The organism is Arthrobacter sp. JUb115 (genome assembly GCF_004365035.1).
Taxonomy (GTDB): domain Bacteria; phylum Actinomycetota; class Actinomycetes; order Actinomycetales; family Micrococcaceae; genus Glutamicibacter.
The window spans coordinates 344,903-370,385 of record NZ_SOBS01000001.1 but is presented as its reverse complement, the minus strand read 5'-3'; the positions used below and the strand labels follow the sequence as shown (position 1 = coordinate 370,385).

Sequence of the window (25,483 nt, the reverse complement as noted above, 5' to 3'; positions counted from 1 at the left end):
TGTGAGCTAAAGTCCGGCGGTGCCCCTGTGTCAAAAAACTACCCGGAACTCCTTCCGAAAGATCCCAAGTCAAAAGATATAATTTGGGCATGGACCCCCAAACGCAGTCAAGGCCTCCCGCTGAAGAACTTGTTGCCGAGATTTTATGGGACCGGATAGCCCCAAGCCTCGATCCGGAGATACGCTTGTTGTTGATCTATGCGCCGCAAGAATCGAATCGGCACCGGGTGGCTCTACGATGGCTCGATGGCCAAGGCGAGCTGATCAACGTGGGTATTCCGCCCGAGGAGATCTTCGATAAAATTGCCGAACAGCAGATGCGTGCACCCAACACACGCATAGCGGTCATTCTTCCTGCTGATTTTCCCGCCGCCAAGATGCTGCGCCATTTCAATGCTCACGTTGTTGATTTCAAGGATCTTTTCTTAACCGCTTCAGATATATCCACGTTGACCGGAGAAGATTTCCCTGATGCAGAAAGATTATGGCAACTGACCGGTGGTTGGCCTGGTTGTGTGCGTAGTCTCTTGGCGGATTCCTCTAATCAAAATGCTGCAGTCAATGCGCTGCGTCGTGCAGCCTTGCCATGGATTGATGCTCTTGATCCTGAAGGCATATTGAGGGAGTGCGCGTTCCTTCCTGAACTTACTGAAGATCTCATGGTAGCTTTCTATGGCGATCGTTATCCAAACCCTCCAAGTATCTCGGCCCTTAGCCGCGCGGCCATGGCACAACGCTCTCTGTCCGGGGACTGGGCTATGCCCCAATTGCTTCGGCAGGTGATTATTGACGACTTGGAGTGGCGGGAGCCCCAGCGTGCACAGTGGCTCCACGAGCACGCCATCGAATCCATGCATGCGGCTGGAAGAACCGGCGAGGCCGTACGTTCAGCACTAGGCAGACATTCGTGGCGGGCTCTTTCCACCGTCCTCGTCGATGGGTGGGTGGACCTTTTTACCACTGAGCCACGTCTCCTATTCGAGGCAGGCACCCGGTTGCCTCGATGGGCTACTCGACGATCGCAAATCTATGGTCCTGCGATGAAGATCGCTGCCGCGGCCGTTAAAGACCGGATGGTTATTCCTTTTCCGACAACGGAGCCTGACTATTTGACGGATCAGACTGCCCAATTGCTACGCGAGCACACCATCGAGCTCTATAGGCAACCGAAATCTGAGGCTATCTTCGCGGGCTTGGTTGAGTTGGGAATACTGAGGTTCCACGGCCACTACGGTTCCGAAGGGGCAGATGCCGCACGCCGTCTACGTCGTGCGGTCCGGCAGGCAACAGCTGCTGGCAATGTCAGACCATCGTTGGCAGCCATGGCTGAATTACATGCCGGAATGTCGATGGATATCGCCAACGAACGCCCTGCGGCGGCAGCCGCTTACGAATCTGCGTGGTCCTTGGCCGAGGTTACGGAAAACCATTTTATTGCCGCGGATGCAGCATCCAAATTGTCGCTGGTTCATGCTCAGGAAGGCAACACCCGTGCTGCTCGTCGCTGGCTCGTAAGCTTCCGCCATCATCATTCCAAGGTTCGTTGGGGTTCGGCAATGGTCGGTCGAGCTGCAGAACTTGCCGAAGCATTCGTGGCTTTCGCCGAGTTGGATATCGGAAAATTGGGTTCAGTACTTGGTCAACTGCCAGATGAGCCTGATAACGATGAGTTTTGGGCGGTGCACGCGCTGCTACTTGCCATCCATGCGGCATCGACTGATCGAGCAGAGGCAGCGCACCGGATTCTGGGGGCACTTGTGCTCTCCCGCCCCTATGCAGCCAATTCACCCATGGCCGGTAGAGCCTTGCATCATGCCGCAGCATTTCTGGGTGTTGAGGGTGGTTTCAATGCGTTGAACCATCAAGGCGCGTCCACAATACCCGCTTCTTCACCTGAACTCATTGCAACCCGTGCGCTGTATCGACTGTATCGGGGGGACCGCAACGGGGCTCTTGCTGTTCTGGCGGCAACGCCGAGCTTAGTGACTGGAGCCCGGCACGATAATCTGATCCGAAATACGCGGCTAGCAGCACGTTACATTGGGGTGCTGCCGGAAGGCGTCCTGGAGGACATTGCAAAACGACATGCATTGGATGGTGAGCTGATTGATTTGGCCCCGTTTTGGATGAGCGGGAGCATGTTGGAATTGGAAGAGTTGCTGCAACTTACTTCCGATCAGCTGGGCAGATTGAAGATTTTTATGCCACCCACCAGTGTCGAAGTCAGGCCTGTTTTGACTGATCGTGAACTCAGTGTGCTCGCAGGCCTGCGTGCGGACCGTTCACGCGGTCAGATCGCAGATGAGCTTTTTGTCTCGCCTAATACTGTTAAATCCCAGATTAGTTCTCTATACCGCAAGTTGGATGTGAATTCAAAAGCAGAAGCACTAAAAATTGCCACACGTTGGGGGTACTAATCAGCGCCTGGTAAGCCCCAAGAGATATCCAATGAGCCTAGATGTATCAATACTCATGGGAAGAGTGCTTTACGGATAGGCGGTTTATGGAACTGGGTTTAACTACGAAATGACTTGGAAAATCTGTTGATTTTTCAACTGTCGAAAATATCGTCAAGGGAAGTTGATTGATGTGTCGTAAACGACGATTTTGACACGCACCGCCGATGCTTTAGTTTTCAATTGAAACTGTCCATTATGTATATTGTGTACACAAATGATATCGTAGAACAATGAACTCCATCACCTCCTCTGTCACGATTCGCGCACTTCGCGATGGTCTTGCTGATGCTGTTAGCCGTGCTAGCTATGGGCATGAGCGTGTGCAGATTACGAAGAATGGAAAGCCTGCTGCGGTCCTCATTGGACCTGAAGATTTTGAGCTTTTGGAGCAACTGGAGATGTTCCGGGATGTCGCCGATTATCGAGCCGCCAAGCTGGTCGATGATGGCGAGCGCATTAGCCTCAGCGAACTGCGCGCTGAGCTCGACGCGTGACCTCTTGCCGCGTCGAATTTACCACTTCGGCTGCTAAAGAACTGAAGAAGCTAGACCCTGGTATACGGCGTCGCGTTTTGTTAGGTATTGCTCATCTGGAGAGGGATCCTCGTCCTAGCGGGTGTAAGAAACTAGTAGGTGAAACTAACGCGTGGCGGATTCGTATTGGTGACTACCGGGTACTTTATGAAGCGATGGACGAGGTTCTTGTCGTCACGGTCGCCCGAGTGGCGCATCGTCGCTAGGTTTATAGGTAGTCGTCGCCTGAATTGTCAGCTAGCCGCGTCTGGGGCTCCGTTATCAATGATTTCTAGTCGTTGAGCGATTCATTCGCTTTGGCCTTATTTAGGCGGATCGCGCATGGTTCATGCAGGCATTGCGAGATATCAATGCCGTTGCTCGACCTTCGCCCGCTGCGGGGTGAATGATCCTGAGACTTTCAGCTGTGTGTAATCACTCCACATAACCGGCGTACGAACACAATTCCCCGTGGCGCGCTCAGCGCCACGGGGCAGTTGCCAGTATTCAGCTCAGGTCGTCGCGTGCCCTGAAACCGACATCAGCGCCCGTGCCGTCAAGCCCATGGTCAGGCGCCACTTGAGGGAACCAGGCCAAGGGTTCTTGATCCATTCCCCCTGTGCTTCGACTGGAACGATGGGCAGATTCACCTTGGAACCGGTTACGCCGGACAAGATGTCGTTGTGCGAGACGACCATGTCATCTTCGGTGCACGTATTCAGGTCGATGAAGCTGCCTGGGTTGCGTTCGTAGGTGGGGAACTTGCCGCCCGAGATGGCAATTTCAATCCTTTCTCCGGGTTGGACTTGGACCGAGGTCGGGCGCATCTCGATGGTGTAGGTGACTTCTTCGCCTGGCACCACGGCCTCGGGCTTGTCCCGGCCATTCCGGTACCGTGCGCGGGTGATGCCTTCGCTGTAAAGCCGCGAGGTTCCATATGCTGAAACGACATTCAGCTCAACCAGCCAGTCGACGTCTGTAGAGGAGGTTCGAGCTTTGAGCTCGACGCTTGGCCATCCGGTAATCTCGACCGGGACAGTAAGCACGTCCGATTGGTAGACCAGGACACCAGGATGGTCGTGATGCGCTCCGACATCGGGCAGGCCGCCAACGACGGACTTGGCATCGTATGGGTTGCGCGGATCGTAGTCGAATGAGCATTCACCTTCTGGACCTGGATCTACGCTGAGCCTGTTGTCGGCGCGAAGGTAGTGGGAGGTGATCTTGGTTCCAGCGATGGGCCACTGTTGCTCAGCGCGCCACTTGTTGGCACCCAAAACGTAGATGTACGCCGATGGGCTCGACTCATCTCGCTTGCTGTCTCGATTGCGCGATGCGATCCAGTCGAACACGATCTGGTTGGTATCCACCGTGCTGCCAGGAAGTTTGACGTCAGACAATTTTTCGCTGACGAAGTTTCCGTGCTGCCACGGGCCGACGACCAGGAGCTGATCGGTCGATGTCATCTCGCTGGCCAGCTCGAACTGCCGCACCGTATTGCGGGTAAAGAGGTCGAACCAACCGCCAATGTGGGCGATTGGAACTTCGATGCGTGCCGCTTCCTCGCGCTCGACGCAGCTCTCGGAAAAGAACTGCGGATCATCTCGGTGGTTCAGGCGGTCTTCCAGCAACGTCGGGAAATGACGGAAGAATGGGAAATCGGACATTGGAAGCCTACGGTATTTTGCCGCTGGATTTGCATTCAAGGCGTCGAGTTCGTCCTTGATCGCAGCACGCTCCGGCTCGGGCTTGGTCGCGATCATGGCTGGCCCGACGATTGGGTTGGTGGCCCATCCCAAGACGTCCTTGATCGACATCACTCCATTTTGGAAAGTGCGGGTGGTGTATTCATTGTTTGCAGTATATTTTTTTCCAGTCGAAACGTCAGCGCACGATCTTTGGCCCGACGTCTTCGTCTCTATTTCGTCGGTGGTAGCTTCTCTTGCTCGGCCACTGGCCGTCATTTTTCTACTCATGAAGTTCCGCACTGGATTAGAAAGTCTCTTGGAAGCGATAAAAGACCGTTTGCCCAGCATGGAAAGCCTGAAAAGTCCTTGGCTTGAGGCTTCGTGGAGCACCGCTGCAGTCAAAGTCCTGTCCGAAGGAATCAAGAGTTTAGGTCAAGAGCAGACTGTTGGCTCTGAGCCATCGGACGAGCTCTCATCGCAACTCGCGAAGGTGAAACCATCGGCCGGGGTTATTAACGCATTTCTCGAGGTTGAGCGGCAAGTCGGAAAGTATCTTAAGGCTGTTGGTTCCTAGCCCTCACGTGCTGGATCGTCCATCACCGCCTTTCGACGAGATTCCTCCGCCCCCAGTAATCTGAAAAAATGCTGTGACCGAACTAGCTTCGCTTCGAAATGCCGCCGCTCATGGGGTGGGAGATATAAGCCTTGAATCAGCTCTGGAATACATCCGTGTGGCGTCGCAAGTAGCTGGAGAGCTGGATTCCCTCACCAATGAATCGTCGACGGGACTGTCGCAGGGACCCTTCTAAAGGCGCACGGCAGTGATATTTTAGGAACCGTACACAGCCAGTAACGTGGCAAGCCAGTACCAAATAAACTAACAGTAGCGTCGCCTTAACTCGTCTGCGTGTGTCTCAACAACGACCGTTTCCGGACCCTCCAGCTCAGTCACAGTACGCAGACGCTATCCGAGCAGCTCGGACAGTTCCAGCCACCGTTCTTCCAATTCGTCGATCTGCGCTTGATACTCGTTGATCTCAGCGGTGAACTTGCCCAGCCCTTCATAGTCGCTCTGGTCATGATCGGCCATCTTGGCGTGGACCTTGGCGATCTTTTCCTCTAGCTGGCCGACCTTGCGTTCATTGGCATTCAGTTCCTTCTGCGCGGCACGCAGCTCTGCGCCCGAAGGGCCAGCAGGCTTGGCGGCAGTTTCGGAAGAAGCCTGCGAAGGATTGGACCCGCCAGTGGAACCTTCGGCAGCTCGCAGCAACAGGTACTCGTCCACGCCGCCGGGCACGTGGCGGAAGTTGCCGTTCAGGATCGCGTACTGCTGGTCGGTGACGCGTTCGAGCAGGTAGCGGTCGTGGGAGACCACGATCAAGGTGCCGGGCCAGGAATCCAGCAGGTCTTCCAGGGCCGCCAGCATGTCGGTATCGACATCATTGGTGGGCTCATCGAGGATCATCACGTTGGGCTCATCCATCAGGATCATCAGCAGCTGCAAGCGGCGGCGCTGGCCGCCGGAGAGTTCAGCAACCTTGGTCGACAGGTGTGCCGAGGAGAAGCCCAGGCGCTCCAGCAGCTGGGCCGGGGTCAGGTCCTTGCCATCCACATTGAACGTGGTGCGGTAGCGGGCGAGGATTTCGCGGACCTTGTCCTGGCCGATCTGCTCCAGTTCGCGGAACTGCTGGTCCAGCACGGCCAGCTTCACGGTCTGGCCGCGCTTGATCTTGCCGCCAGTTGGCTCCACGGTCCCGGCGATCAGGCCCAGCAAGGTGGATTTGCCGGCACCGTTGGCACCGAGCAGGCCGGTGCGTTCGCCCGGGCCGATGCGCCAGGTGAAGGGCTTGAGTACTTGCTTGGCGCCGAAGGAGACCTCCGTGTCCAGCAGGTCGATGACGTCCTTGCCCAGCCGGCTGGTGGCCATCTTCTGCAACTCCAGCGGGTTGCGTGCCGGCGGGACATCGGCGATCAGCTGGTTGGCTGCCTCAATGCGGAACTTCGGCTTGGAGGTACGGGCCGGGGCGCCGCGGCGCAGCCAGGCCAGTTCCTTCTTCATCATGTTCTGGCGCTTGTTTTCGGTGACCGCGGCGATGCGGTCGCGTTCCACGCGCTGCAGCACGTAGGCGGCGTAACCGCCCTCGAAGGGCTCGACCAGGCGGTCGTGCACTTCCCAGGTGGTGGTGCAGACCGCGTCGAGGAACCAGCGGTCGTGGGTGACGACCATCAGGCCGCCGGCGTTCTTGGACCAGCGGTTATTGATGTGCTCGGCGAGCCAGGAGATGCCTTCGACATCCAGGTGGTTGGTCGGTTCGTCCAGGATGACGACGTCCCAGTCCTGCACCAGCAGCGCGGCCAGAGCCACGCGGCGGCGCTGGCCGCCGGAGAGGGTGCTGACCTTCGCTTCCCAGTCCAGGTCGGCGACCAGCCCGGAGATGATGTCGCGGATGCGCGCTTCGCCGGCCCACTCGTGGTCGTCCATCTCGCCCACCACGCAGAAGTGCACGGTCGCTTCGGGATCCAGGGTGTCCGACTGGTCCAGCACGCCCACGCGCAGGCCGTTGCGCTTGGTAACACGCCCGGAGTTGGGCTCGATCTTGTCAGAGAGCATGCCGAGCAGCGAGGACTTGCCTTCGCCGTTGCGACCCACCAGGCCGATGCGGTCGCCATCGGAAATGCCGATGGTTACCGAGTCGAAAACGACATGGGTGGGATATTCCAGATGTAGGGCTTCGCCCCCGAGTAAATGAGCCACAATTTCCATTTTACGTTCCGGGAGCAAATCGAGGCCCTGGCAGGACCATCTGAGCGTGTGCCGTGCCAGGGGGCTTGGGCATTTTAAAGCAGAGAATAAAAGTGAGTTTAGCTACGGTGTTTTGCGATTTCGCACATCGGGCTGATCATGGCAGAATAATTAGCGTGCTTGTCGGGCATGACCTGCGCAAGCCATTTTCCGCCCTGGTGTAATGGCAACACGCCAGCCTTTGGAGCTGTGCATTCTAGGTTCGAATCCTAGGGGCGGAACCAATGATGAAGCGTCACGCAAGTGGCGCTTTTATTTTTTAACCAGTTTCAGCGCACCCCGGAGCTCGCGATAGACTTGCTTTGAGGTTTTACTTCTCTGCCCAAAACCTTGAATCCAATTTGCAGGAGAATGCACTTGAGTGATCAGGTCAACGCACCAGTAGCTGTCATCGTCCTAGCCGCCGGCGCTGGCACTCGCATGAAATCGGCGAAGCCGAAGATCATGCATGAAATCGCAGGTCGGTCGATGATTGGCCACGCACTCTACGCGGCTTCCGCGTTGGAGCCGCAGAACCTGGTAGCGGTGGTCCGCCACCAGCGTGATCTGGTCGCAGAGCACATTCTGGGACAGTTCCCTTCCATCACCATTGCCGACCAGGATGAAATCCCGGGTACCGGCCGCGCCGTGCAGTTGGGCTTGGAAGCCGTGGACCCATCGCTTGAAGGCACCGTTGTGGTGACCTATGGCGATGTGCCGTTGCTCACCAGCGAGGTGCTCCAGGAACTGGTTACTACGCACGAGTCGAACCGCAACTCCGTGACCGTGCTGACCACCGAATTGGATGACCCTAACGGCTACGGCCGCATCCTGCGCGATGAACAGGGCGAGGTGGCAGGAATCCGCGAGCAGAAGGACGCTTCGGCAGAAGAACTGCTGATCAAGGAAATCAACTCCGGCATCTACGCTTTCGATGCCCAGATCCTGCGTTCGGCGCTGACCGAGGTCACCACCGAAAATGCGCAGGGCGAAATGTACCTGACCGATGTGCTCGCCATCGCCCGCGCACGCGGTGGCCGCGTCGCCTCCTCGCAGATCGCTGACCGCTGGCAGATCGAGGGCGCCAACGACCGCGTCCAGGTTTCCAATCTGGCCCGCATCTACAACGAGCGCAAGACCGAATTCTGGATGCGCCAGGGCGTGACCATCGTTGATCCGGCGACCACGTGGATCGACGCTGACGTCATGATCGGCCAGGACGCCACCCTCAAGCCAGGCACCCAGCTGCACGGCGAGACCATCATCGGCGCCAATGCCACTGTTGGCCCGGACAGCACCCTGACCAACGTGGTTGTTGGCCAGCGCGCTACCGTGAAGCGCACCGACGCCACCGACTCGCGCATCGCTGATGGCGCCTCGGTTGGCCCGTTCGCCTACCTGCGTCCCGGCACCGACCTCGGTGCGGATGGCAAGATCGGCGCCTTCTACGAAACCAAGAACGTCACGATTGGCCGTGGCTCCAAGCTCTCGCACCTCGGCTACGCCGGAGATGCTGAAATCGGTGAATTCACCAATATCGGCTGCGGCAACATCACCGCAAACTACGATGGCGAAAAGAAGCACCGCACCAAGATCGGTTCGCATGTGCGCACCAGCTCCAACACCGTATTCGTTGCCCCGGTTGAAATCGGGGACGGCGCCTACACCGGAGCCGGAGCCATCGTCCGCAAGAACGTCCCGGCCGGTGCCTTGGCACTGTCTGTGGCACCGCAGCGCAACTCCGAGGGGTGGACGCTGGAAAAGCGCCCAGGCACCTCCTCGGCTGACGCAGCGTTCAAGTCCTCGCTGAACTCTTCGGCTTCCGAGTAATTCAGCTACAGACTTCATTTCCTCGACAACAACCTCATACGTGATAGCGAAGCGAGCGAGAAAGCAAACCCCATGAGTGAAATCAGCCATAACGTCGACAAGAAGCTGGTGCTGGCCACCGGTCGTGCGCACCCTGAGCTGGCTGCAGAAGTAGCCAAGGAACTCGACACCGAACTGCTGCCGTTGAACGCCTACGACTTCGCCAATGGCGAGATCTACGTGCGTTCGGATGAGTCGGTTCGCGGCAAGGACGTTTTCCTGCTGCAGTCCTACCCAGCACCAACGAACAACTGGCTGATGGAACAGCTGATCATGATTGACTCGATGAAGCGTGCTTCGGCCCGCCGCATCACTGTCGTGGCGCCGTTCTACCCTTACGCGCGCCAGGACAAGAAGGGCCGCGGCCGCGAGCCGATCTCGGCCCGCCTGGTTGCCGACCTGTTCAAGACCGCCGGTGCTGACCGCGTGATTTCCTGCGATCTGCACACCGCACAGATCCAGGGCTTCTTCGACGGTCCGGTGGACCACCTGTTCGGCTTCCCGTTGCTGGCTGACTACATCAAGTCCAAGGTCGATGTAAATGAAGTCACCGTGGTTTCCCCTGACACCGGCCGCGTGCGCGTTGCCGAGCAGTGGGCAGATCGACTGGGCGGCACCCCGCTGGCCTTCGTCCACAAGTCCCGCGATCTGACGGTGCCTAACCAGGCCGAGTCCAAGACCGTGGTTGGCCAGGTGGAGGGCCGCATCGCGATCCTGATCGACGACATGATCGACACCGGCGGAACCATCGCAGGCGCTGTGCGCGTGCTGAAGGAAGCCGGCGCCAAGGACGTCATCATCGCGGCTACCCACGCGGTCTTCTCGGATCCGGCTGCCCAGCGTTTGGCTGATTGCGGTGCCCGCGAGGTTGTTGTCACCAACACCCTGCCAATCCCTGAAGAGAAGCGTTTCGAGAACCTCACCGTGCTCTCGATCGCCCCGACGATCGCCCGCGCGATCTCGGAAGTATTCCACGACGGTTCGGTCACGAACCTGTTTGACGGCCGCGCCTAGCAGCCCTCGTTTCGCAAAGCCTCTGGCCGGCACCTTAGGGTGCCGGCCAGAGGCGGTTAAGCGATCATTGACAGTGCCCGTAAGAGGAACCCCTTCTGGGACAGCTCGAAATAAATGCCGGTGTCGCTCTGCTTCATGCTTCGTTCCGTGTGGTGGAGCGAGGATTAGCCAGTGATCGCTTCCGCAACTAGCCTGGCGTCCTGAAGGTTGGCCAATACGAACTGATAGCGGTAGCCCTTTGAATCCGAGAAGGTCACGGCAGCGGTTCCACCCATATTCAGTCTCGTGAGGGAGCCGTGTTCATGCGTCGTGACGGGCCAGTTCACCAAGCCAAGGTTCATGCCGTTATCCGTTGAAACCGAAACTTCATGCACGTCCTGTAGTGGCACGACCCGCTTCCAGGCAGGACCGGTTAGAATGACCGCTTGATCATCAACCGTCACCGTGATCCTTGCCAGCCTCCAGCACCACATGACAGCAAAAATCAGGGCAACAGCAACTAAATAGAATCCCCAAAGCGATTCGATGACAGCTACCACGGCGAAAATAACCGCAAGGATTGCAAAGATGAGGGAACCGCTCCACCGCTGCCAACCGGGCAAGCGTTCTGCGAATCTGAGGCTTTCCGTCTCTGCTTGGGGTGTCATCGCGCTTCATCTCCTGATGGTTGGCGGCGGTTTGGAAACCACCAGTCTCACAAGAAGAACCCTATCGTTGCTTGCTGACTTGGCCCAAAGCGCTGATGTAGAACGCGGAGTAGTGCCGTATCGGGGCATCCGGTCGTCACCGGCCAGGGTATCCCTTAAGGGGAACGTTCACTGGGACTAGAGTTTCGAGATGTCCAGAATTAGCGCGTGTTTTTTGCCTGTTTTCTGTATACGAAATAAGTCGCTGCTGAACAGATCGCGGCAGCAAGCGAAAGTGCACCCCATAGCGGATTGACCGGAAAAGCAAAACCCGCAGCGACCAGGAGTAGGACAGTTGCACCAATCGATAGTGATTTCATTACACCAGACTATCTAATTTCGAGAATAGGCACGTCCAGCTGAGGCAATGTGACTTTCTGGGGAGTTCGTTGAGAGTGTCCCGCAAGCCGGTCGTCATACGGGATATACGTGTTCTTGACTCGGCTAATCTTTGAAACACCGAGTTTTCAAACACTTCGGATTCCCATATACCCCGCCCGAGAAAATGCCCGGTGAAGGTGCCTTATACAGACACGGAAAACTATTATTTATGGTGGATCAAGGACCAAGAGGGGCAGCATGGAACTTGGCATACGCCAGGTCGCTGTGGGAGGGCTGGAACGCGCTGAGCTACTGCAACGCATGGTCCAAACAGGGGTTCAGCTTAACGACTACGCCAAAATGCTGTTAGCCCACCGGATTTTCGATGAGGTTGTGTCGGCCCCAAAAGGTGACCGTGGTAAGTCGTAATCTGCGACAGCTTGGTCTGTAGGTCGGAGCAACGTTGACTCAGGTCCTTGAACGCGCAGTCAGCGTCGGATTGAAGTTGTGCCCCGCCATGACCGGCCCGTATCTGCGACTGGATTTTCTGGACCAAGCGTCTTCCAGCAATTCAGTGCTCAGTGATGGGAAGAAGCCGGCTGATTCGTTGGCCGTCGCTTCCGCGGCACCCGGCGATCAGGAATTCCCGCGCGGATTCTATCTGCGGATGGTGGATGGAGTGCCGCGGCTGCGCGGTTATCGCTGCGATGACGCCCACGGCTTTACGCTGGACGATACTTTTATTTTCCAAAGCCGTTGAGCGGAATCCAGGAATAGTGGCGTTCGCTACAGGTTTTCCCGTTGGCGATGGCAGCTGGTAGAATTGTTGACTGTGCCCAGGCGAGGGAAACACCAGCAATGGTGGGACCGTTATCGACAAGGCCGGAAAAGCTCTTTCATCTCCTAGATGTTGGATGCTTCCCGAGTCCACGCAAGGGCCTTAACGAAGCATTCATTTCCTAAGGAGAATTATCATGGCATCTGTCAACCTTGACGCCGTTGTACGTAGCGATTTCGGCAAGGGCGCTGCCCGCCAGGCTCGCCGCGATGGCCAGATCCCAGCAGTTGTCTACGGTGCAGGCTCCGAGCCACAGCACGTACTGCTTCCAGGCCGCGAAACCACCCTGGCCGTTCGCGACCGCGGTGTTGAGCTGGTTCTGAACATCGAAGGCAAGACCGTGAAGACCACCATCAAGGACATCCAGATCCACGCGCTGAACCGCACCGTTGATCACATGGACCTGATCATCGCTGCCTAATTACAGCGAACTAGGTTTTAGCTGAGCATCATGAGTGATGGAACTTGGCTCGTAGCCGGACTCGGAAACCCCGGGTCCGGCTACGCTGGCAATAGACACAATATCGGGCAGATGGTGCTCGATGAGCTGGCTCATCGAGTCGGCTCGAAATTCAAGACTCACTCCTCGCGTTCCCAGGTTGTCGAAGGACGCATGGGGGTTGGCGGTCCACGCATCGTGCTGGCCAAGCCCATGGTTTTCATGAATCTTTCGGGCGGGCCGGTAGCTAACGCGGCAAAGTTCTTCGGCATCGATGCCGCCCGGCTGATTGTCGTGCACGACGAGATCGACATTCCCTTCGATACCATCAAGCTCAAGCGCGGTGGCGGTGAAGGCGGGCATAACGGCCTGCGGGATATCTCCAAGGCCATGGGCTCCAAGGACTACCTGCGCGTGCGCGCAGGCGTTGGGCGCCCTCCGGGCCGCATGGATACTGCCAAATGGGTTTTGCAGGACTTCTCCAAGACCGAAAAGGCCGATCTTCCGTTTCTGATCGACAATTGCGCTGACGCAGTGGAATTGCTGATGAACTCGGGTTTGGAAGCTGCCCAGGCAAAATTCCATATCAGCTGACCGCTGATCCCTATGGGGCGCGGTGAAGCCAAGCGGGGACCGCTGGGGACTTGAACGGTCCGCAGCGGTCCTCGACTTCATTAAATTAGGAAAGCTATGGACCGAGGCGTTCCTTACTAAGGCCTAACTTAGATGTGCTTCGAGGCCCGGAGTGGAATAATTACCCAATGTACCCCTTGCCTAATAGGCCTGTGACGATTCTTTGCCACGGCCTGCCGGGCATCCATGACAATTATTCGGAGGACCACGTGCACACGATGACCGGTCAGCCAGAAGCCCTTGAGGCGTTGACAGCTGGAGAAGTTGAGCGCATCAAGGCCGACTTTGAAATTCTGGAGCACCAAGTCAACGGCGTTGACGTTGTGTACCTGGACTCCGGCGCCACCAGCCAGAAGCCGCGTTGCGTCTATGAAGCCGAGCAGCACTACTACGAGAACGCCAACGCAGCAGTACACCGCGGTGCGCATTCCTTGGCAGTTGAAGCGACCGAGATCTTTGAGGAAGCCCGCGAGAAAGTCGCCAAGTTCATCGGTGCACGCACCAACGAACTGGTGTGGACTGCTAATGCCACCGAAGCGCTGAACCTGATCAGCTACTCGATGTCCAATGCCTCCTTGGGGCGCGGGGGAGAGGCCGCGGCCCGATTCCGCTTGGGCCCGGGCGATGAAATCCTCACCACCGAACTTGAACACCACGCGAACCTGATCCCGTGGCAGGAACTGGCTTTCCGCACCGGTGCTACGCTGCGTTACGTGCCAGTCACCGAAGACGGTGCACTGCGCTACGAATTGCTTGATGAGCTGGTTACCGAGAAAACCAAGCTCGTTGCCTTCACCCACGTTTCGAATGTGCTGGGCACCATCACCGATACCCAGAAGTTCGTTGACGCTGCCCGCAAGGTCGGCGCCCTGACCGTGCTGGACGGATGCCAGTCCGTGCCTCACCTGCCGGTCGACGTGAAAGCCCTGGACGTTGACTTCATGGCCTTCTCCGGCCACAAGATGCTCGGCCCAACCGGAATCGGCGCACTCTACGGGCGTGAAGAACTGCTCAACGCAATGCCACCGTTCCTCACGGGTGGATCGATGATCACCGTGGTGGACATGGAGCACGCAGAGTACATGCCATCGCCGCAGCGTTTCGAAGCCGGTACCCAGCGCATCGCCCAGACCCACGGCTTGGCTACCGCAGTCAGCTACCTGGATGAAATCGGCATGGGCCGTATCGCGGCCTGGGAAGAGCACCTCGGAGCGATGCTCTATGAAGGCATCTCGAAAATCGAAGGCGTGCGCGTTTTCGGTCCGGCCGACGCGCAGCGTATCGGTACTGTCCCGTTTGAAGTGATCGGGGTGCACCCGCATGATGTCGGCCAGTACCTTGACTCGCGCGGCATTGCGGTGCGCGTGGGCCACCACTGTGCGCAGCCGCTGCACCGCGCCCTGGGCGTGAATTCCACGACCCGCGCCAGCACGTATCTGTACAACACGGAAGAAGACATCAAGGCCCTGCTTGAGGCCTTGAGCTCCGTGCGCGAATACTTTGGAGTTTAAATGAACGAATTGGATCAGTTATACCAACAGGTCATCTTGGACCACTCGAAGCGCCGCATCGGTTCGCCGCTGGTCGAGACCACCGAAGGATTGCTGCACGGCGAGTCCCACCAGCACAACCCGATCTGCGGCGACCAGATCCGTGTCCGCGTAGAGCTCGATGAACAGGAGCATTTCACGTCGATGAGCTGGGAAGGCGATGGGTGCTCCATCTCCATGGCTTCTGCTTCGGTGCTGGCCGAGATGCTGCCTGAACTGACCAAGGAAGAATTTCTTGGAAAGCGGGACTATTTCCGCGAGATGATGCGCTCCAAGGGAAACTTCCAGCCGGATGAAGAGGTGCTGGAAGACGCTGCTGCCTTCGTCGGCGTCTCCAAGTTCCCCGCACGCGTCAAGTGCGCAATGCTCGCTTGGGTGGCCGCTGAGGTCGCGATGCACGAGGCCCGCAAGTAATAGCAAAACCAAACAGCTCGGGCGCCGGCTTCCACATGTGAAAGCCGGCGCCCGAGCTATTTCTTCAGGATTCCAGAAGGCTACTTTCCTTCGTCGTCCTGCTGGTACACATCAGGGATGCCATCCTTATCGGCATCGCGGGTCTCTCGCTCGTGCAGGACCTTGTATCGGCGGTTACGGGGAATCAGCCACAGGGCACCGAGGATCGCTGCAATGAATGAACCAGCCAGGATTGCTACCTTGGCATGCTCATAGTGCGCCGACTCCAAGCCGAAGGACAGTTCGGAGACCAGCAGGGATACGGTGAAACCGATACCTGCCAGCAACGTGACACCCAGCAGGTCGCCCCAGCGGGCATCCTTGTCCAGCGAGGCCTTGGTGAACCGGGTCAGCAGCCAGGTCGAGCCCATGATGCCGATCGGCTTGCCGAGCACCAGACCCAGAACGATGCCCCAGAACACTGGATCGGTGAGCAGGCCGCCGCTGCCATTGTCAGGGGAAATCACGGTCACGCCGGCGGCGAAGAAAGCGAAGATGGGAATGCATATGCCGGAGGACAGCGGGCGGAAACGGTGCTCGAATCGTTCAGCCAGGCCGATGCCGTCACGGCCATCGGTGCGCTTGACCGGGACACAGAAGCCCAAGACCACACCGGCGATGGTGGCGTGGATGCCGGAGCCGAAGACGAAGATCCAGGTAATGACACCCAGCGGCAGCAGGATTGCCCACGCGGCCCACGCACGCTTGGCGAAGAACTTGCCAAGGAAACGGGCAAGGACCGTGAAGAGAATGATGGGGATCAGCGACAGGCCCAGGTAGGACAGCTTCAGGTCATCGGTGAACACGACGGCGATAATGACAATAGCAATCAGGTCATCAACGACGGCCAACGTCAGCAGGAAGATGCGCAGCGCTGCGGGAAGCGCCGAACCAATCACCGCGAGCACAGCCACGGCGAACGCAATATCGGTTGCTGTCGGAATGGCCCAGCCACGCAACAGCTCGCCGCCACCGGACATGGAAGCGATAGCGACAAAGATCAATGCCGGCACCAGCACGCCGCCAAAGGCGGCCGCGACCGGTACGGCTGCCGTTTTCGCATTGCGCAGGTCGCCAATGACGAATTCTTTTTTCAGCTCCAAGCCGGTCAAGAAGAAGAACACTGCCAGCAGTGCATCGGCAGCCCAGTGGCCGATGGACAGGTTCAGATCCACACCGAAAAGGGTCGGTCCGAAGTGGAAATCACGCAGAGCGAAGTAGGACTCGCGCAACGGGGTGTTAGCCCAAACCAACGCCAGCAAAGCGCCGGCGATGAGAACCATGCCACCGACGGTCTCCTTGCGCAGGATATCGCCGATACGGACCGATTCTTTATAGCTGGGGCGCGAAAACAGGTTCTTGCTGGAACCCGAAGACGGAGTTTGGGTCATACGTGTAACTCGCTTACTTCGTTAAATGGATACTTCTCGCCGACCAGACTTCCCGGCACACCTGTCTTTAACCCTAGCGCCAACAGTGCTTCAGAGCACAAATCCCCGGACGCTTTGCGAGAAATCGCACGTCCGGGGATTGAATGTGAAAGGAAACTATTTGGAGTGGCTTATTTCGAAAGCCAGGCATTGACCTGAGCGGCCTGCAAATTCAGTGCCTTGCCCAGGTATGGCTCCGCAGCCGAAGCCAATTTGCCGCCGATGAATGGAATTGACGAAGAAACCTTGGCGTCAATGGAGAACTCGGAAGTTTCGCCCTGGGCCTTGAGCTGTTCGGTGCCGCTGACGGTCACCGGAACACCAGCAACGGAGATCTTTACCGTAGCCGAGCGGTTGCCGGCAGCATCTGGTGCCGTCCACTGGTCTACCTGGGTGATCTCGATGGTCGCGCCAACGAACTTGCGGGCGATATCCGGAACGCGATCGGTGGGGACCGAACGAACGGTGGTCACGGTGAAGGCGCCTGCGGTATCGCCGTTCACGGAGAAATCGGTCAAGGAACCGTTGGCGACCTTGGTCAGGTGCTCGGCAAAGCCACGATCGCTAAGCGTAGCGATGACCTGGTCTGCAGGGTGGGCGATCTGAGTGCTTGCGTTCAATGCCATGAAAGCTAATCCCAATCTGGAAATCTAAGTGGCCGGGCAACGAAATCGCAGGCCCGGCAACGGACAGTATTAACACTATCTGCAAAGCCGCATTGGGTAGGCTAGGACTGCACCCAAAACAGCATATTGACGTTTCCGGCCGTGGAAAAACATTTACGGTCGGCGTTCGTGGTGTCGTTTCGACGTAATACAGTATGAATGCACCCGGCCAAGCGTCTGCATGAGAGGACCCGAACCCCCATGAGCCTAAGCGGACTTCATGATTTCCTGCGCGAGGAACCTTCCTTCAGGCGTATTGGGCAAAGCGCAGCTCATGACTACCCGACGCGCATCGAAGAGCTGGAAATCGCGGCCCCGCAGGGCATGCGACCGATCCTCTCGGCGCATATCAGCCAGGCGCTGCGTGAAAGCAAGCATTCGGGGGTGACGCTCATCGTCACCGCGACCGGCCGTGAAGCCGAAGAAGTCTCCAGCTCACTGGGTGCCTACCTCCCGGCAGGCCAGATCGCTGAGTTCCCTTCTTGGGAAACCTTGCCCCATGAGCGCTTGTCGCCGCGAAGCGATACCGTGGGACGCCGCCTGGAAGTGCTGCGCCGCCTGCACGACCGGGATGAGAGCCTAAACATCATCATTGCTCCAATTCGTGCCGTGCTGCAGCCGTTGGTCGCCGGCCTTGGCGAATTGCGCCCGGTCATCCTGGAACTGGATGCCGAGCCGGGCTTCGATAAAGTCATCAAGGACTTGGCTGCTGCGGCTTATGCCCGAGTGGACATGGTGACGCACCGCGGCGAGTTTGCGGTGCGTGGTGGCATCATCGATGTTTTCCCGCCGACATTGGACCATCCGGTCCGTATTGATTTCTTCGGGGACCAGATCGACTCGATGCGATTCTTCGCCATCGCAGATCAGCGGTCCACTGATGATCCCGGTCCCACCCGGATCATTGCCACGCCCTGCCGTGAAATGCTCATCACCCCGCAGGTGATGAGCCGGGCAGCGAATCTGAAGAACCATTTCCCGGCGGCCCAGGAAATGCTCACCAAGATTGCCGGCGGCATCGCTGTTGAAGGCATGGAATCCTTGGCTCCGCTGCTGGTGGACAAGATGGTTCCGCTGCTGTCCTTGTTGCCGGAATCGTCCATTGCGCTGGTGATGGAGCCAGAGCGCGTGCGCGCCCGCGCGCATGACCTGAACGCCACCAATGCCGAATTCCTGGCTGCCGCGTGGGCTTCGGCTTCGGATGGAGCCAGCGCTCCGTTGGATCTGACCACCGCGGATTCCGAGCGAAAGCTGGCTACCGGTGATTTTGCCTCGCTGGCAGAAACCGTAGAACACGCACAAGCCGCCAAGGTTTCCTGGTGGGCTATTACCTCCCTGGGTGCCGATGACGAGCTGGATTTGGGCGCGGCCACCATCCGTGTCCCGGCCCGTGAACCGCACGGCTACCAGGGCGACATCGAGGCGATGATGGAATTCATCGCCGGACGCGTCAAGGACCAATGGCGTTTCGTCGTGGCTACCGAGGGTCCCGGCCCGGCAGCCCGCCTCTCGGAGCTTTTCGCCGAGTTCAAGATCCCGGCACACAGGGTGGATGACCTGTCCGCGGAACCCACCGCTGGACTGATCGAGATCACCCAGGCCACCGCCGGCCGCGGGTTTGTCTTCGAGGAACTGAAGCTGGGACTGCTCACCGAAGCAGACTTGCTGGGCCGCTCCAGCGCGTACCCGAACCGCAAGGGCCGCAAGCTGACGGTCAAGCGCAAGCGCAATGCCGTTGATCCGCTGAGCCTGCAGGCCGGGGACTACATCGTCCACGAACAGCACGGCATCGGCAAGTTCGTCGAGCTGGTGGCCCGCAAGGTCAATGGCTCGGGCAAGGATGCCAAGCGCGAGTACCTGGTGGCGGAGTACGCCTCTTCCAAGCGCGGAGCCCCGGGGGACCGTCTGTTCGTCCCGATGGACCAGCTGCATATGGTCACCCGGTATGTCGGCGGCGAAGCGCCGACCTTGTCCAAAATGGGCGGTTCGGACTGGGCCAGTACCAAGTCCAAGGCGCGCAAGGCCGTCAAGGAAATTGCTGGCGACCTGATTAAGCTCTACTCGGCACGCATGGCCAGCCGTGGCCACGCCTTCGCATCAGACACCCCGTGGCAGAACGAGCTGGAGGAAGCCTTCGCGTTCATCGAGACTCCGGATCAGCTCACCGCCATCAACGAGGTGAAATCCGATATGGAGAAGGAAATCCCGATGGACCGGTTGATTTCCGGTGACGTGGGCTTTGGCAAAACCGAAATCGCGGTTCGCGCCGCCTTCAAGGCCGTCCAGGACTCCAAGCAGGTTGCCGTGCTGGTTCCTACCACCCTGCTGGCTTCCCAGCACCACCAGACCTTCACCGAACGCTATTCGGGCTTCCCAGTCCGCGTGAAGACCCTCTCGCGTTTCCAGAGCGCCAAGGAATCGAAGGAAATCCTGGCCGGCCTCAAGGACGGCAGCGTGGACATTGTCATCGGCACCCACCGCCTGCTCTCCAAGAACGTGGGGTTCAAGAACCTGGGCCTGGTCATCATTGACGAGGAACAGCGCTTCGGAGTGGAGCACAAGGAAGAGCTCAAGAAGATGCGCACCAACGTGGATGTGCTGGCGATGAGCGCCACCCCGATCCCGCGTACCTTGGAGATGTCGCTGACCGGCATCCGCGAAACCTCCACCTTGGCGACCCCGCCCGAAGAACGCCATCCGGTGCTGACCTACGTGGGTCCACGCAGCGACAAGCAGATTTCCGCGGCCATCAAGCGTGAGCTGATGCGCGATGGCCAGGTGTTCTTCGTGCACAACCGGGTCAGCTCCATTGAGCGGGTAGCTGCCGAATTGCGCGAGCTGGCCCCCGAAGCGCGCGTGGAGGTAGCGCACGGCAAGATGAGCGAATCCCGGCTGGAGCGGATCATCCAGGACTTCTGGGAGAAGAAATTCGACGTGCTGGTCTCCACCACCATCATCGAAACCGGCCTGGATATTTCCAATGCGAACACGCTGATTGTGGACCGCGCGAACAACTACGGCCTGTCCCAGCTGCACCAGCTGCGCGGGCGCGTAGGGCGCGGCCGTGAGCGTGCCTACGCCTACTTCCTGTGGGATGTAGAGAAACCGCTGGGGGAGGTCGCCCTGGAGCGCCTGAAAGCCGTTGCCGCGCACAACGAGCTTGGCTCCGGCTACCAGCTGGCCATGAAGGACCTGGAACTGCGTGGAGCCGGTAATCTGCTGGGTGGCGAGCAGTCCGGGCATATCGCCGGTGTGGGCTTCGACTTGTACCTGCGCCTGGTAGGCGAGGCCGTGGCCGATTACAAGGGCGAAGGCGAGGAAGAAGCCGCCGAGATGAAGATTGACCTGCCGGTCAATGCCCACCTGCCACACGACTATGTACCTGGTGAACGACTGCGTTTGGAAGCCTATCGCAACATTGCCCAGGCCGAGACCGACGAGGCGCTGGGTGAAGTCCGCGATGAGCTGGTGGATCGCTATGGCAAGCTTCCAACTCCGGTGGAGAACCTCATGCGCGTCGCGGCCCTGCGTATTCGCGCGCGTGCTGCGGGGCTGCATGATATCCAGCAGGTCGGCAACCACATCAAGCTGGCTCCGGCCAGAATTGAAGACCTGCCAGCTTCGCGCCAGGTGCGCTTGGAACGCCTGTACCCGGGGGCTGCGAACAAGCCGGCGCTGAATTCGATCTTCATCCCGAAGCCCAAGACCTCGCCCATTGGCGGACGGGACTTGGCCGACGGGGAGATCCTGGAGTGGGCGGAGAAGCTGCTCTACGCTATTTTCGAGCCAACAGCCGCACCGGCAGCAAAGGACTGATTCGGTTGAACTCGCGGGCCAGTAGGATGCCTTTTCCGGCAGGCTGCTGGCCGGCGTTTGCTACCGCTGGCCCGAGGCAGCAGGCGAGGCCAGTTCTCCGGCGTAGCCCTTGATCGCCCGGGCGTAGAGCGAGGCATGGCGCGCTAATGCGCTGACCGCCAGCTGGACCGCTTCGGTGGATTGCCCGGCATCGTGCAGGGCCAGAACCAGGAAGGCCTGGGCGTCGGTAAAGATCGGTGAATCGGCAGTGATCTGCTGCAACAGTTCGATGGACTGGGTGTACTGCCCGAGATTGCGCAGCGTGCTGGCTAGCTGGAGCAGCGCTTCATCGTGCCTTGGCGCTTCCAGCCCAGCTTCCAGGGCAGCCCGGTAGGGGCCGACCGCTTGTTCTTCTTCCCCCAGGTAGTCGTGCAGGGACGCGACCTCGAAGAGCACCCGCGGATCCTGCGGATCCTTGCCCTGCACCAGGAGTGCCAGTTCGGTGCGCAACTGTTCAGGGCGTTTGCCATTGGCTGAGTTCCAGAACTCTTCGATGCGCTGATCCCATGATTCCATGGGGCCAGTCTAAGCGAGGCAAGGCAGCTTAAACGCAAGAGAGGGAAACCCGGACACGGGTTTCCCTCTCTTGAAAAGTTCTAATTAATTCTGGTGGGCGTTAGCTGCCGCAACCAGATCCTCAGCCTTTTCCGCGCGACCCATCAGGTGCATCGGGATAGCGAAAGCCAAGAACATCAGAGCGAAGCTGACCAGGGTCGGCCACCAAGCAACCTCAAGGGTCCAGTAGCCCAAGGTGTAGACGCCAGCCGAGAACATCACGAAGAAGATCACGAGGTTGACGATATTGCCGACAAGGCGGCCTTCACCGGAATGGGCAGTGTTCTTGCCGTTCGAGTACACTTTTTCTCCTTGGGAAAACGGATTGGTGCGATTTCCTAGTAGCTGGAACCGCTTTGCTCTCCCTCTAGGATAGCAACTCCTGAGCTAGAACCTAGCCGGGTCGCACCGGCCGCAATCATGGCCCGCGCGGTTTCAACACTGCGAACGCCGCCCGAGGCCTTGACACCCATTTCCGGGCCGACGGTCTTGCGCATCAGCTCGACGTCTTCGACGGTCGCGCCGCCGGTGGAGAAACCGGTGGAAGTCTTGACGAAATCAGCGCCAGCGGCCTTTGCGGCCTCGCAGGCCAGGACCTTGGCTTCCTCGGTGAGCAAGCAGGTTTCGATGATGACCTTCAAGATGGCTCCACCTTCATGCGCGGCCTGCGCAATGGCGAAGATCTCGTTGACCAAGGCATCCCGATCGCCACGCAGGGCGGCGGCAACGTCGATCACCATGTCGATTTCGTTGGCACCGTCTGCAACTGCGTGCTTGGTTTCGAATACCTTGGTATCGGTGGCCGAGGCACCCAGCGGGAAACCGATGACCGAACAGGTCAGTACGTCCGAGCCTTCCAGCTCGCGCGAAACGGTGGAAACCCACAACGGGTTGACGCAGACCGACTTGAAGCCGTACTTCTTGGCTTCGTCGCAGATCTGCACAACTTGTTCGCGGGAAGCATTCTGAGCCAACAAGGTGTGATCGATGTAGCTTGCGATCTCGCGGGCGCTTAGTTCAGTCATCATTTCCTCTAACAATAAAGATTTCAATCATTTCAAATGAAGGTCTCGAAGGGGTAAGCCTAGTTGGCATTCAGGTAAGCTGCCAATTCATCCTTGATTGCCAAGACCTGCGCGGTAGCGCGTTTGCGGGCTTCAGGGACCTCGGCCAGATCATCGACCGGCTCAATAGTTTCCAAGTAGCACTTGAGTTTCGGTTCCGTTCCCGAGGGCCGAACGATCACGCGGGCACCGGAAAATGTATGCAAGACCATGGCGTTGGTCGCAGGGAGCTTCTCGGTGCCCCTGGACAGGTCGGTCACCTCGGAAACCTCGGAGCCGCCCAGCGAGGCCGGAGCGTTCTTGCGGATCTTTTCCATGAGCACCGGGATCTGCGCCAAGTCGGTGAAGCGCAGGGACAGCTGGTCGGTGACGTGCACGCCATGCTTGGCGGCCAGTTCATCCAGGCGGTCCGGGATGGAGCTGCCCGAGGCCTTCAACTGCGCAGCCAGATCGGCCAGGACGATCCCGGCAGAAATCCCGTCTTTGTCGCGCACCAGTTCCGGGGCTACGCAATAGCCCAGGGCTTCTTCGTAGCCGTAGCCCAGGTCCTCAACGCGTGAGATCCACTTGAATCCGGTCAAGGTTTCTTCGTGCTCGCGTCCGGCGTCCTTGGCGATGGCTGCCAGCATGCGCGAAGACACGATGGAATTGGCCAATTTCTTGCCCTCTGGCAAGGTCTTGGAGACCTGGTCTCCGAGCAGCCAACCTACCTCATCGCCGCGCAGCATCCGCCAGCTGCCGCCGTCGAGGATGGCTGCCGCGCAACGGTCGGCATCGGGGTCATTGGCAATGACCAGATCAGCACCGACCGTGCGGGCCAGTTCCAGCGACAGGTCGATGGCCCCTGGCTCCTCGGGGTTAGGGAACTTCACGGTAGGGAAGAGCGGATCGGGGTGTTCCTGCTCAACGACCATGTGCACGTCGTCGAATCCAGCGTTCAGCAGGGCTTGGCGCATGGTGTGGCCACCCACGCCGTGCATTGCCGAAACCACAATTCGCAGATTCTTGCGCACCAGGCCCTGCGGCTGGTTCGCTTCGATGATCGGGTGGATGGAAGCGAGATAGGCTGCCTCGATATCGCCTTCTTCGCCTGGGGCCGGGAGCACTTCCCAACCGGACTGTGCCAGCGGGATCTGCGCCACTGGCTGGTCTTGGTCAATCAAGGAAGCGATCTGCGCATCGATGGGGGAGACGATCTGAGCCCCGCGGCCCGACGCATCGGTGATCCTGCCGCCCACGTATACCTTGTAGCCGTTGTCCCGCGGAGGGTTGTGGCTGGCCGTGACCATGACGCCGGCTTCCGCGCTGAATTCACGAACGGCCCAAGCCAGCACCGGGGTCGGCAAGGCCGAGGGCATCAGCAGCACCTCAAAACCGGCAGCGGCGAAGACGGCGGCTGAATCCTTGGCGAAGGCATCCGAGTTGAAACGGGCATCGAATCCAATGACGACCTTCGGGACATATCCGCCGTTGGCCTTTTCGCCCAGGAAACGGGCGATGCCCGCAGCGGTGCGCTGGACCACCACACGGTTCATGCGCATCGGGCCGGCGCCCAATTCGGCACGCAGGCCTGCGGTGCCGAATTCCAGGACTCCGCTGAAGCGGTCGGCGATGTCCTCGAAGGCCAGCGTGTCGCCGTCGGTGACGCGCTGGATCAGTAATTGCAGTTCTTCCTGCGTTTGCGGATCGGGATCCTGGGCTGCCCATTGTCCCGCCGCATCAAGCAACTGGATTTTCTGCGTGTGATTCACTGATTTCCCTTCGAAGGACACTGACTGCTTCTTTGCGCCGATAATGCGAGGCTTAGAGCTTCGCGATGATCTGTGCCAGCAATTTGGAGATGCGCGGACCGGCGGCCTGGCCGGCCTCGATGACTTCCTCGTGGCTCAGCGGCACCGGGCTGATGCCGGCGGCCAGGTTGGTCACCAGGGAAATGCCGAAGATCTCCATGCCTGCATGGCGGGCGGCTATTGCTTCCAATGCGGTGGACATGCCGACCAGATCAGCACCGATCACCTTGGCGTACTGGACTTCGGCCGGGGTTTCGTAGTGCGGTCCGGTGAACTGCGCGTACACGCCCTGATCCAGGGTCGGATCAACTGCGAGGGCAATCTCGCGCAGGCGCGAGGAGTACAGGTCGGTCAGGTCAACGAAGGTCGCGCCCTCCAAAGGGGAGGCGGCAGTCAAGTTGATGTGGTCCGAGATCATTACCGGGGTGCCTGGGGTCCAGTCCGGATTCAGGCCTCCGCAACCGTTGGTGAGCACCAGCTGCTCGCAGCCGGCAGCTGCCGCGGTGCGGATGGGGTGGACGACAGCGCGCACGCCGCGCCCTTCGTAGTAATGGGTGCGGGCACCCAGAACCAGGACCCGCTTTCCAGTGGACGTCAGGATCGAGGAGATGCTGCCCTTGTGCCCGGGTACGGCCGGGGCATGGAAGCCTGGAATGGAGGCGGCATCCAGGGTGTGGGTGGTTTCGCCGATGAGTTCGGCGGCCTGGCCCCAACCGGAGCCCAGGACCACCGCGATGTCGTGTTTTTCGACGCCGGTCTGTTCGGCGATTGCCTGGGCAGCTTGTGCCGCCAGGACCTGTGGGTCATTTTGCATATCAGTCACGGGAAATACGCTACCGGTAGCGGGGCGCTTTGTCAGGTGAAACTAGTGCTTCAGATT

At 59.0% G+C, this 25,483-nt stretch carries 22 protein-coding genes, 1 tRNA gene and 1 pseudogene; 13 read left to right on the top strand and 11 right to left on the bottom strand.

From position 1 onward, the window contains the following. The first annotated feature begins 89 nt into the window (after nucleotides 1–89). The 3 genes from EDF61_RS18985 to EDF61_RS01715 all read left to right on the top strand — a co-directional run bounded on the left by EDF61_RS18985 (nucleotide 90) and on the right by EDF61_RS01715 (nucleotide 3,198). On the top strand, nucleotides 90–2,417 hold the full coding sequence (locus EDF61_RS18985) for a helix-turn-helix transcriptional regulator (protein WP_133833059.1): 2,328 nt from the start codon (nucleotides 90–92) through the stop codon (nucleotides 2,415–2,417). A gap of 272 nt (nucleotides 2,418–2,689) precedes the next feature. Beyond that, the gene (locus EDF61_RS01720) at nucleotides 2,690–2,953 is read left to right on the top strand and encodes a type II toxin-antitoxin system Phd/YefM family antitoxin (protein ID WP_105657093.1); all 264 of its coding nucleotides are present in this window, start codon (nucleotides 2,690–2,692) and stop codon (nucleotides 2,951–2,953) included. Then, entirely contained in the window at nucleotides 2,950–3,198 is a 249-nt protein-coding gene (locus EDF61_RS01715; RefSeq protein ID WP_105657094.1) for a type II toxin-antitoxin system RelE family toxin, read from the top strand. Before EDF61_RS01720 ends, EDF61_RS01715 begins: the two co-directional genes overlap by 4 nt. A 285-nt stretch (nucleotides 3,199–3,483) precedes the next feature. Here the strand turns inward: EDF61_RS01715 and EDF61_RS01710 are convergent, their stop codons facing one another. Beyond that, entirely contained in the window at nucleotides 3,484–4,788 is a 1,305-nt protein-coding gene (locus EDF61_RS01710; protein WP_166650659.1) for a CocE/NonD family hydrolase, read from the bottom strand. Here EDF61_RS01710 and EDF61_RS18685 point away from each other — a divergent pair. Next, nucleotides 4,778–5,233, top strand: a complete 456-nt coding sequence (locus EDF61_RS18685) for a hypothetical protein (RefSeq protein ID WP_166650658.1) — start codon at nucleotides 4,778–4,780, stop codon at nucleotides 5,231–5,233. The two genes, EDF61_RS01710 and EDF61_RS18685, sit on opposite strands and share 11 nt — an antisense overlap. 390 nt (nucleotides 5,234–5,623) lie before the next feature. Here EDF61_RS18685 and EDF61_RS01705 read toward each other — a convergent pair whose 3' ends face one another. Beyond that, nucleotides 5,624–7,414 carry an ABC-F family ATP-binding cassette domain-containing protein gene (locus EDF61_RS01705; RefSeq protein ID WP_133833057.1) on the bottom strand — a complete coding sequence of 597 codons (1,791 nt, stop codon included), beginning with the start codon at nucleotides 7,412–7,414 and terminating at the stop codon, nucleotides 5,624–5,626. 197 nt (nucleotides 7,415–7,611) lie between these two features. Here EDF61_RS01705 and EDF61_RS01700 point away from each other — a divergent pair. The 3 genes from EDF61_RS01700 (at nucleotide 7,612) to EDF61_RS01690 (ending at nucleotide 10,324) form a co-directional block, all read left to right on the top strand. Further along, a tRNA-Gln gene (locus tag EDF61_RS01700) sits at nucleotides 7,612–7,686 on the top strand. A 133-nt stretch (nucleotides 7,687–7,819) separates the two neighbouring features. Beyond that, nucleotides 7,820–9,271: a bifunctional UDP-N-acetylglucosamine diphosphorylase/glucosamine-1-phosphate N-acetyltransferase GlmU gene (gene glmU, locus EDF61_RS01695; RefSeq protein WP_400342585.1), complete on the top strand. Its 1,452-nt coding sequence runs from the start codon at nucleotides 7,820–7,822 to the stop codon at nucleotides 9,269–9,271. A 72-nt stretch (nucleotides 9,272–9,343) separates the two neighbouring features. Next, a complete protein-coding gene (locus EDF61_RS01690) occupies nucleotides 9,344–10,324 on the top strand; it encodes a ribose-phosphate diphosphokinase (protein WP_105657098.1) in 981 nt (326 codons plus the stop codon). A 164-nt stretch (nucleotides 10,325–10,488) separates the two neighbouring features. Here EDF61_RS01690 and EDF61_RS01685 read toward each other — a convergent pair whose 3' ends face one another. Beyond that, nucleotides 10,489–10,971 carry a hypothetical protein gene (locus EDF61_RS01685; protein WP_133833055.1) on the bottom strand — a complete coding sequence of 161 codons (483 nt, stop codon included), beginning with the start codon at nucleotides 10,969–10,971 and terminating at the stop codon, nucleotides 10,489–10,491. Between the two features lie 200 nt (nucleotides 10,972–11,171). Then, a complete protein-coding gene (locus EDF61_RS18680; protein WP_166650657.1) occupies nucleotides 11,172–11,330 on the bottom strand; it encodes a hypothetical protein in 159 nt (52 codons plus the stop codon). Nucleotides 11,331–11,794: 464 nt separating this feature from the next. Between EDF61_RS18680 and EDF61_RS01680 the strand changes: the two genes are divergently transcribed. The 5 genes and pseudogenes from EDF61_RS01680 (at nucleotide 11,795) to sufU (ending at nucleotide 15,205) form a co-directional block, all read left to right on the top strand. Beyond that, complete coding sequence (locus EDF61_RS01680) at nucleotides 11,795–12,091, top strand: hypothetical protein (RefSeq protein ID WP_133833054.1); 297 nt, start codon at nucleotides 11,795–11,797, stop codon at nucleotides 12,089–12,091. A gap of 214 nt (nucleotides 12,092–12,305) precedes the next feature. After that, nucleotides 12,306–12,578: pseudogene (locus EDF61_RS01675) on the top strand (50S ribosomal protein L25); the annotation flags it as partial. A 42-nt stretch (nucleotides 12,579–12,620) separates the two neighbouring features. After that, on the top strand, nucleotides 12,621–13,202 hold the full coding sequence (gene pth, locus EDF61_RS01670) for an aminoacyl-tRNA hydrolase (protein ID WP_105657104.1): 582 nt from the start codon (nucleotides 12,621–12,623) through the stop codon (nucleotides 13,200–13,202). 257 nt (nucleotides 13,203–13,459) lie between these two features. Beyond that, nucleotides 13,460–14,752, top strand: coding sequence for a SufS family cysteine desulfurase (locus EDF61_RS01665; protein ID WP_133833245.1), 1,293 nt, complete (start codon nucleotides 13,460–13,462; stop codon nucleotides 14,750–14,752). Beyond that, on the top strand, nucleotides 14,753–15,205 hold the full coding sequence (gene sufU / locus EDF61_RS01660; RefSeq protein ID WP_133833053.1) for a Fe-S cluster assembly sulfur transfer protein SufU: 453 nt from the start codon (nucleotides 14,753–14,755) through the stop codon (nucleotides 15,203–15,205). Nucleotides 15,206–15,285: 80 nt separating this feature from the next. On the opposite strand, the gene nhaA is transcribed toward sufU, so the two are convergent. Together nhaA and EDF61_RS01650 are read right to left on the bottom strand one after the other, a co-directional pair. Then, a complete protein-coding gene (nhaA, locus tag EDF61_RS01655; RefSeq protein ID WP_133833052.1) occupies nucleotides 15,286–16,635 on the bottom strand; it encodes a Na+/H+ antiporter NhaA in 1,350 nt (449 codons plus the stop codon). Between the two features lie 170 nt (nucleotides 16,636–16,805). Beyond that, nucleotides 16,806–17,300, bottom strand: a complete 495-nt coding sequence (locus EDF61_RS01650) for a DUF2505 domain-containing protein (protein WP_105657107.1) — start codon at nucleotides 17,298–17,300, stop codon at nucleotides 16,806–16,808. 240 nt (nucleotides 17,301–17,540) lie between these two features. Here EDF61_RS01650 and mfd point away from each other — a divergent pair, with 240 nt between their 5' ends. Continuing rightward, complete coding sequence (gene mfd / locus EDF61_RS01645; protein WP_133833051.1) at nucleotides 17,541–21,155, top strand: transcription-repair coupling factor; 3,615 nt, start codon at nucleotides 17,541–17,543, stop codon at nucleotides 21,153–21,155. Nucleotides 21,156–21,215: 60 nt separating this feature from the next. Here mfd and EDF61_RS01640 read toward each other — a convergent pair whose 3' ends face one another. The 5 genes from EDF61_RS01640 to EDF61_RS01620 all read right to left on the bottom strand — a co-directional run bounded on the left by EDF61_RS01640 (nucleotide 21,216) and on the right by EDF61_RS01620 (nucleotide 25,417). Next, nucleotides 21,216–21,710, bottom strand: a complete 495-nt coding sequence (locus EDF61_RS01640) for a tetratricopeptide repeat protein (protein ID WP_133833050.1) — start codon at nucleotides 21,708–21,710, stop codon at nucleotides 21,216–21,218. Between the two features lie 84 nt (nucleotides 21,711–21,794). Continuing rightward, the gene (locus EDF61_RS01635) at nucleotides 21,795–22,052 is read right to left on the bottom strand and encodes a hypothetical protein (protein WP_105657110.1); all 258 of its coding nucleotides are present in this window, start codon (nucleotides 22,050–22,052) and stop codon (nucleotides 21,795–21,797) included. A 35-nt stretch (nucleotides 22,053–22,087) separates the two neighbouring features. Further along, nucleotides 22,088–22,774 (bottom strand): deoxyribose-phosphate aldolase, encoded by a 687-nt coding sequence (gene deoC / locus EDF61_RS01630; protein WP_400290567.1) that lies wholly within the window; start codon nucleotides 22,772–22,774, stop codon nucleotides 22,088–22,090. A 59-nt stretch (nucleotides 22,775–22,833) separates the two neighbouring features. After that, on the bottom strand, nucleotides 22,834–24,564 hold the full coding sequence (locus EDF61_RS01625) for a phospho-sugar mutase (RefSeq protein WP_133833048.1): 1,731 nt from the start codon (nucleotides 24,562–24,564) through the stop codon (nucleotides 22,834–22,836). 52 nt (nucleotides 24,565–24,616) lie between these two features. Further along, nucleotides 24,617–25,417, bottom strand: coding sequence for a purine-nucleoside phosphorylase (locus tag EDF61_RS01620; protein ID WP_133833244.1), 801 nt, complete (start codon nucleotides 25,415–25,417; stop codon nucleotides 24,617–24,619). Between the last annotated feature and the right edge of the window lie 66 nt (nucleotides 25,418–25,483).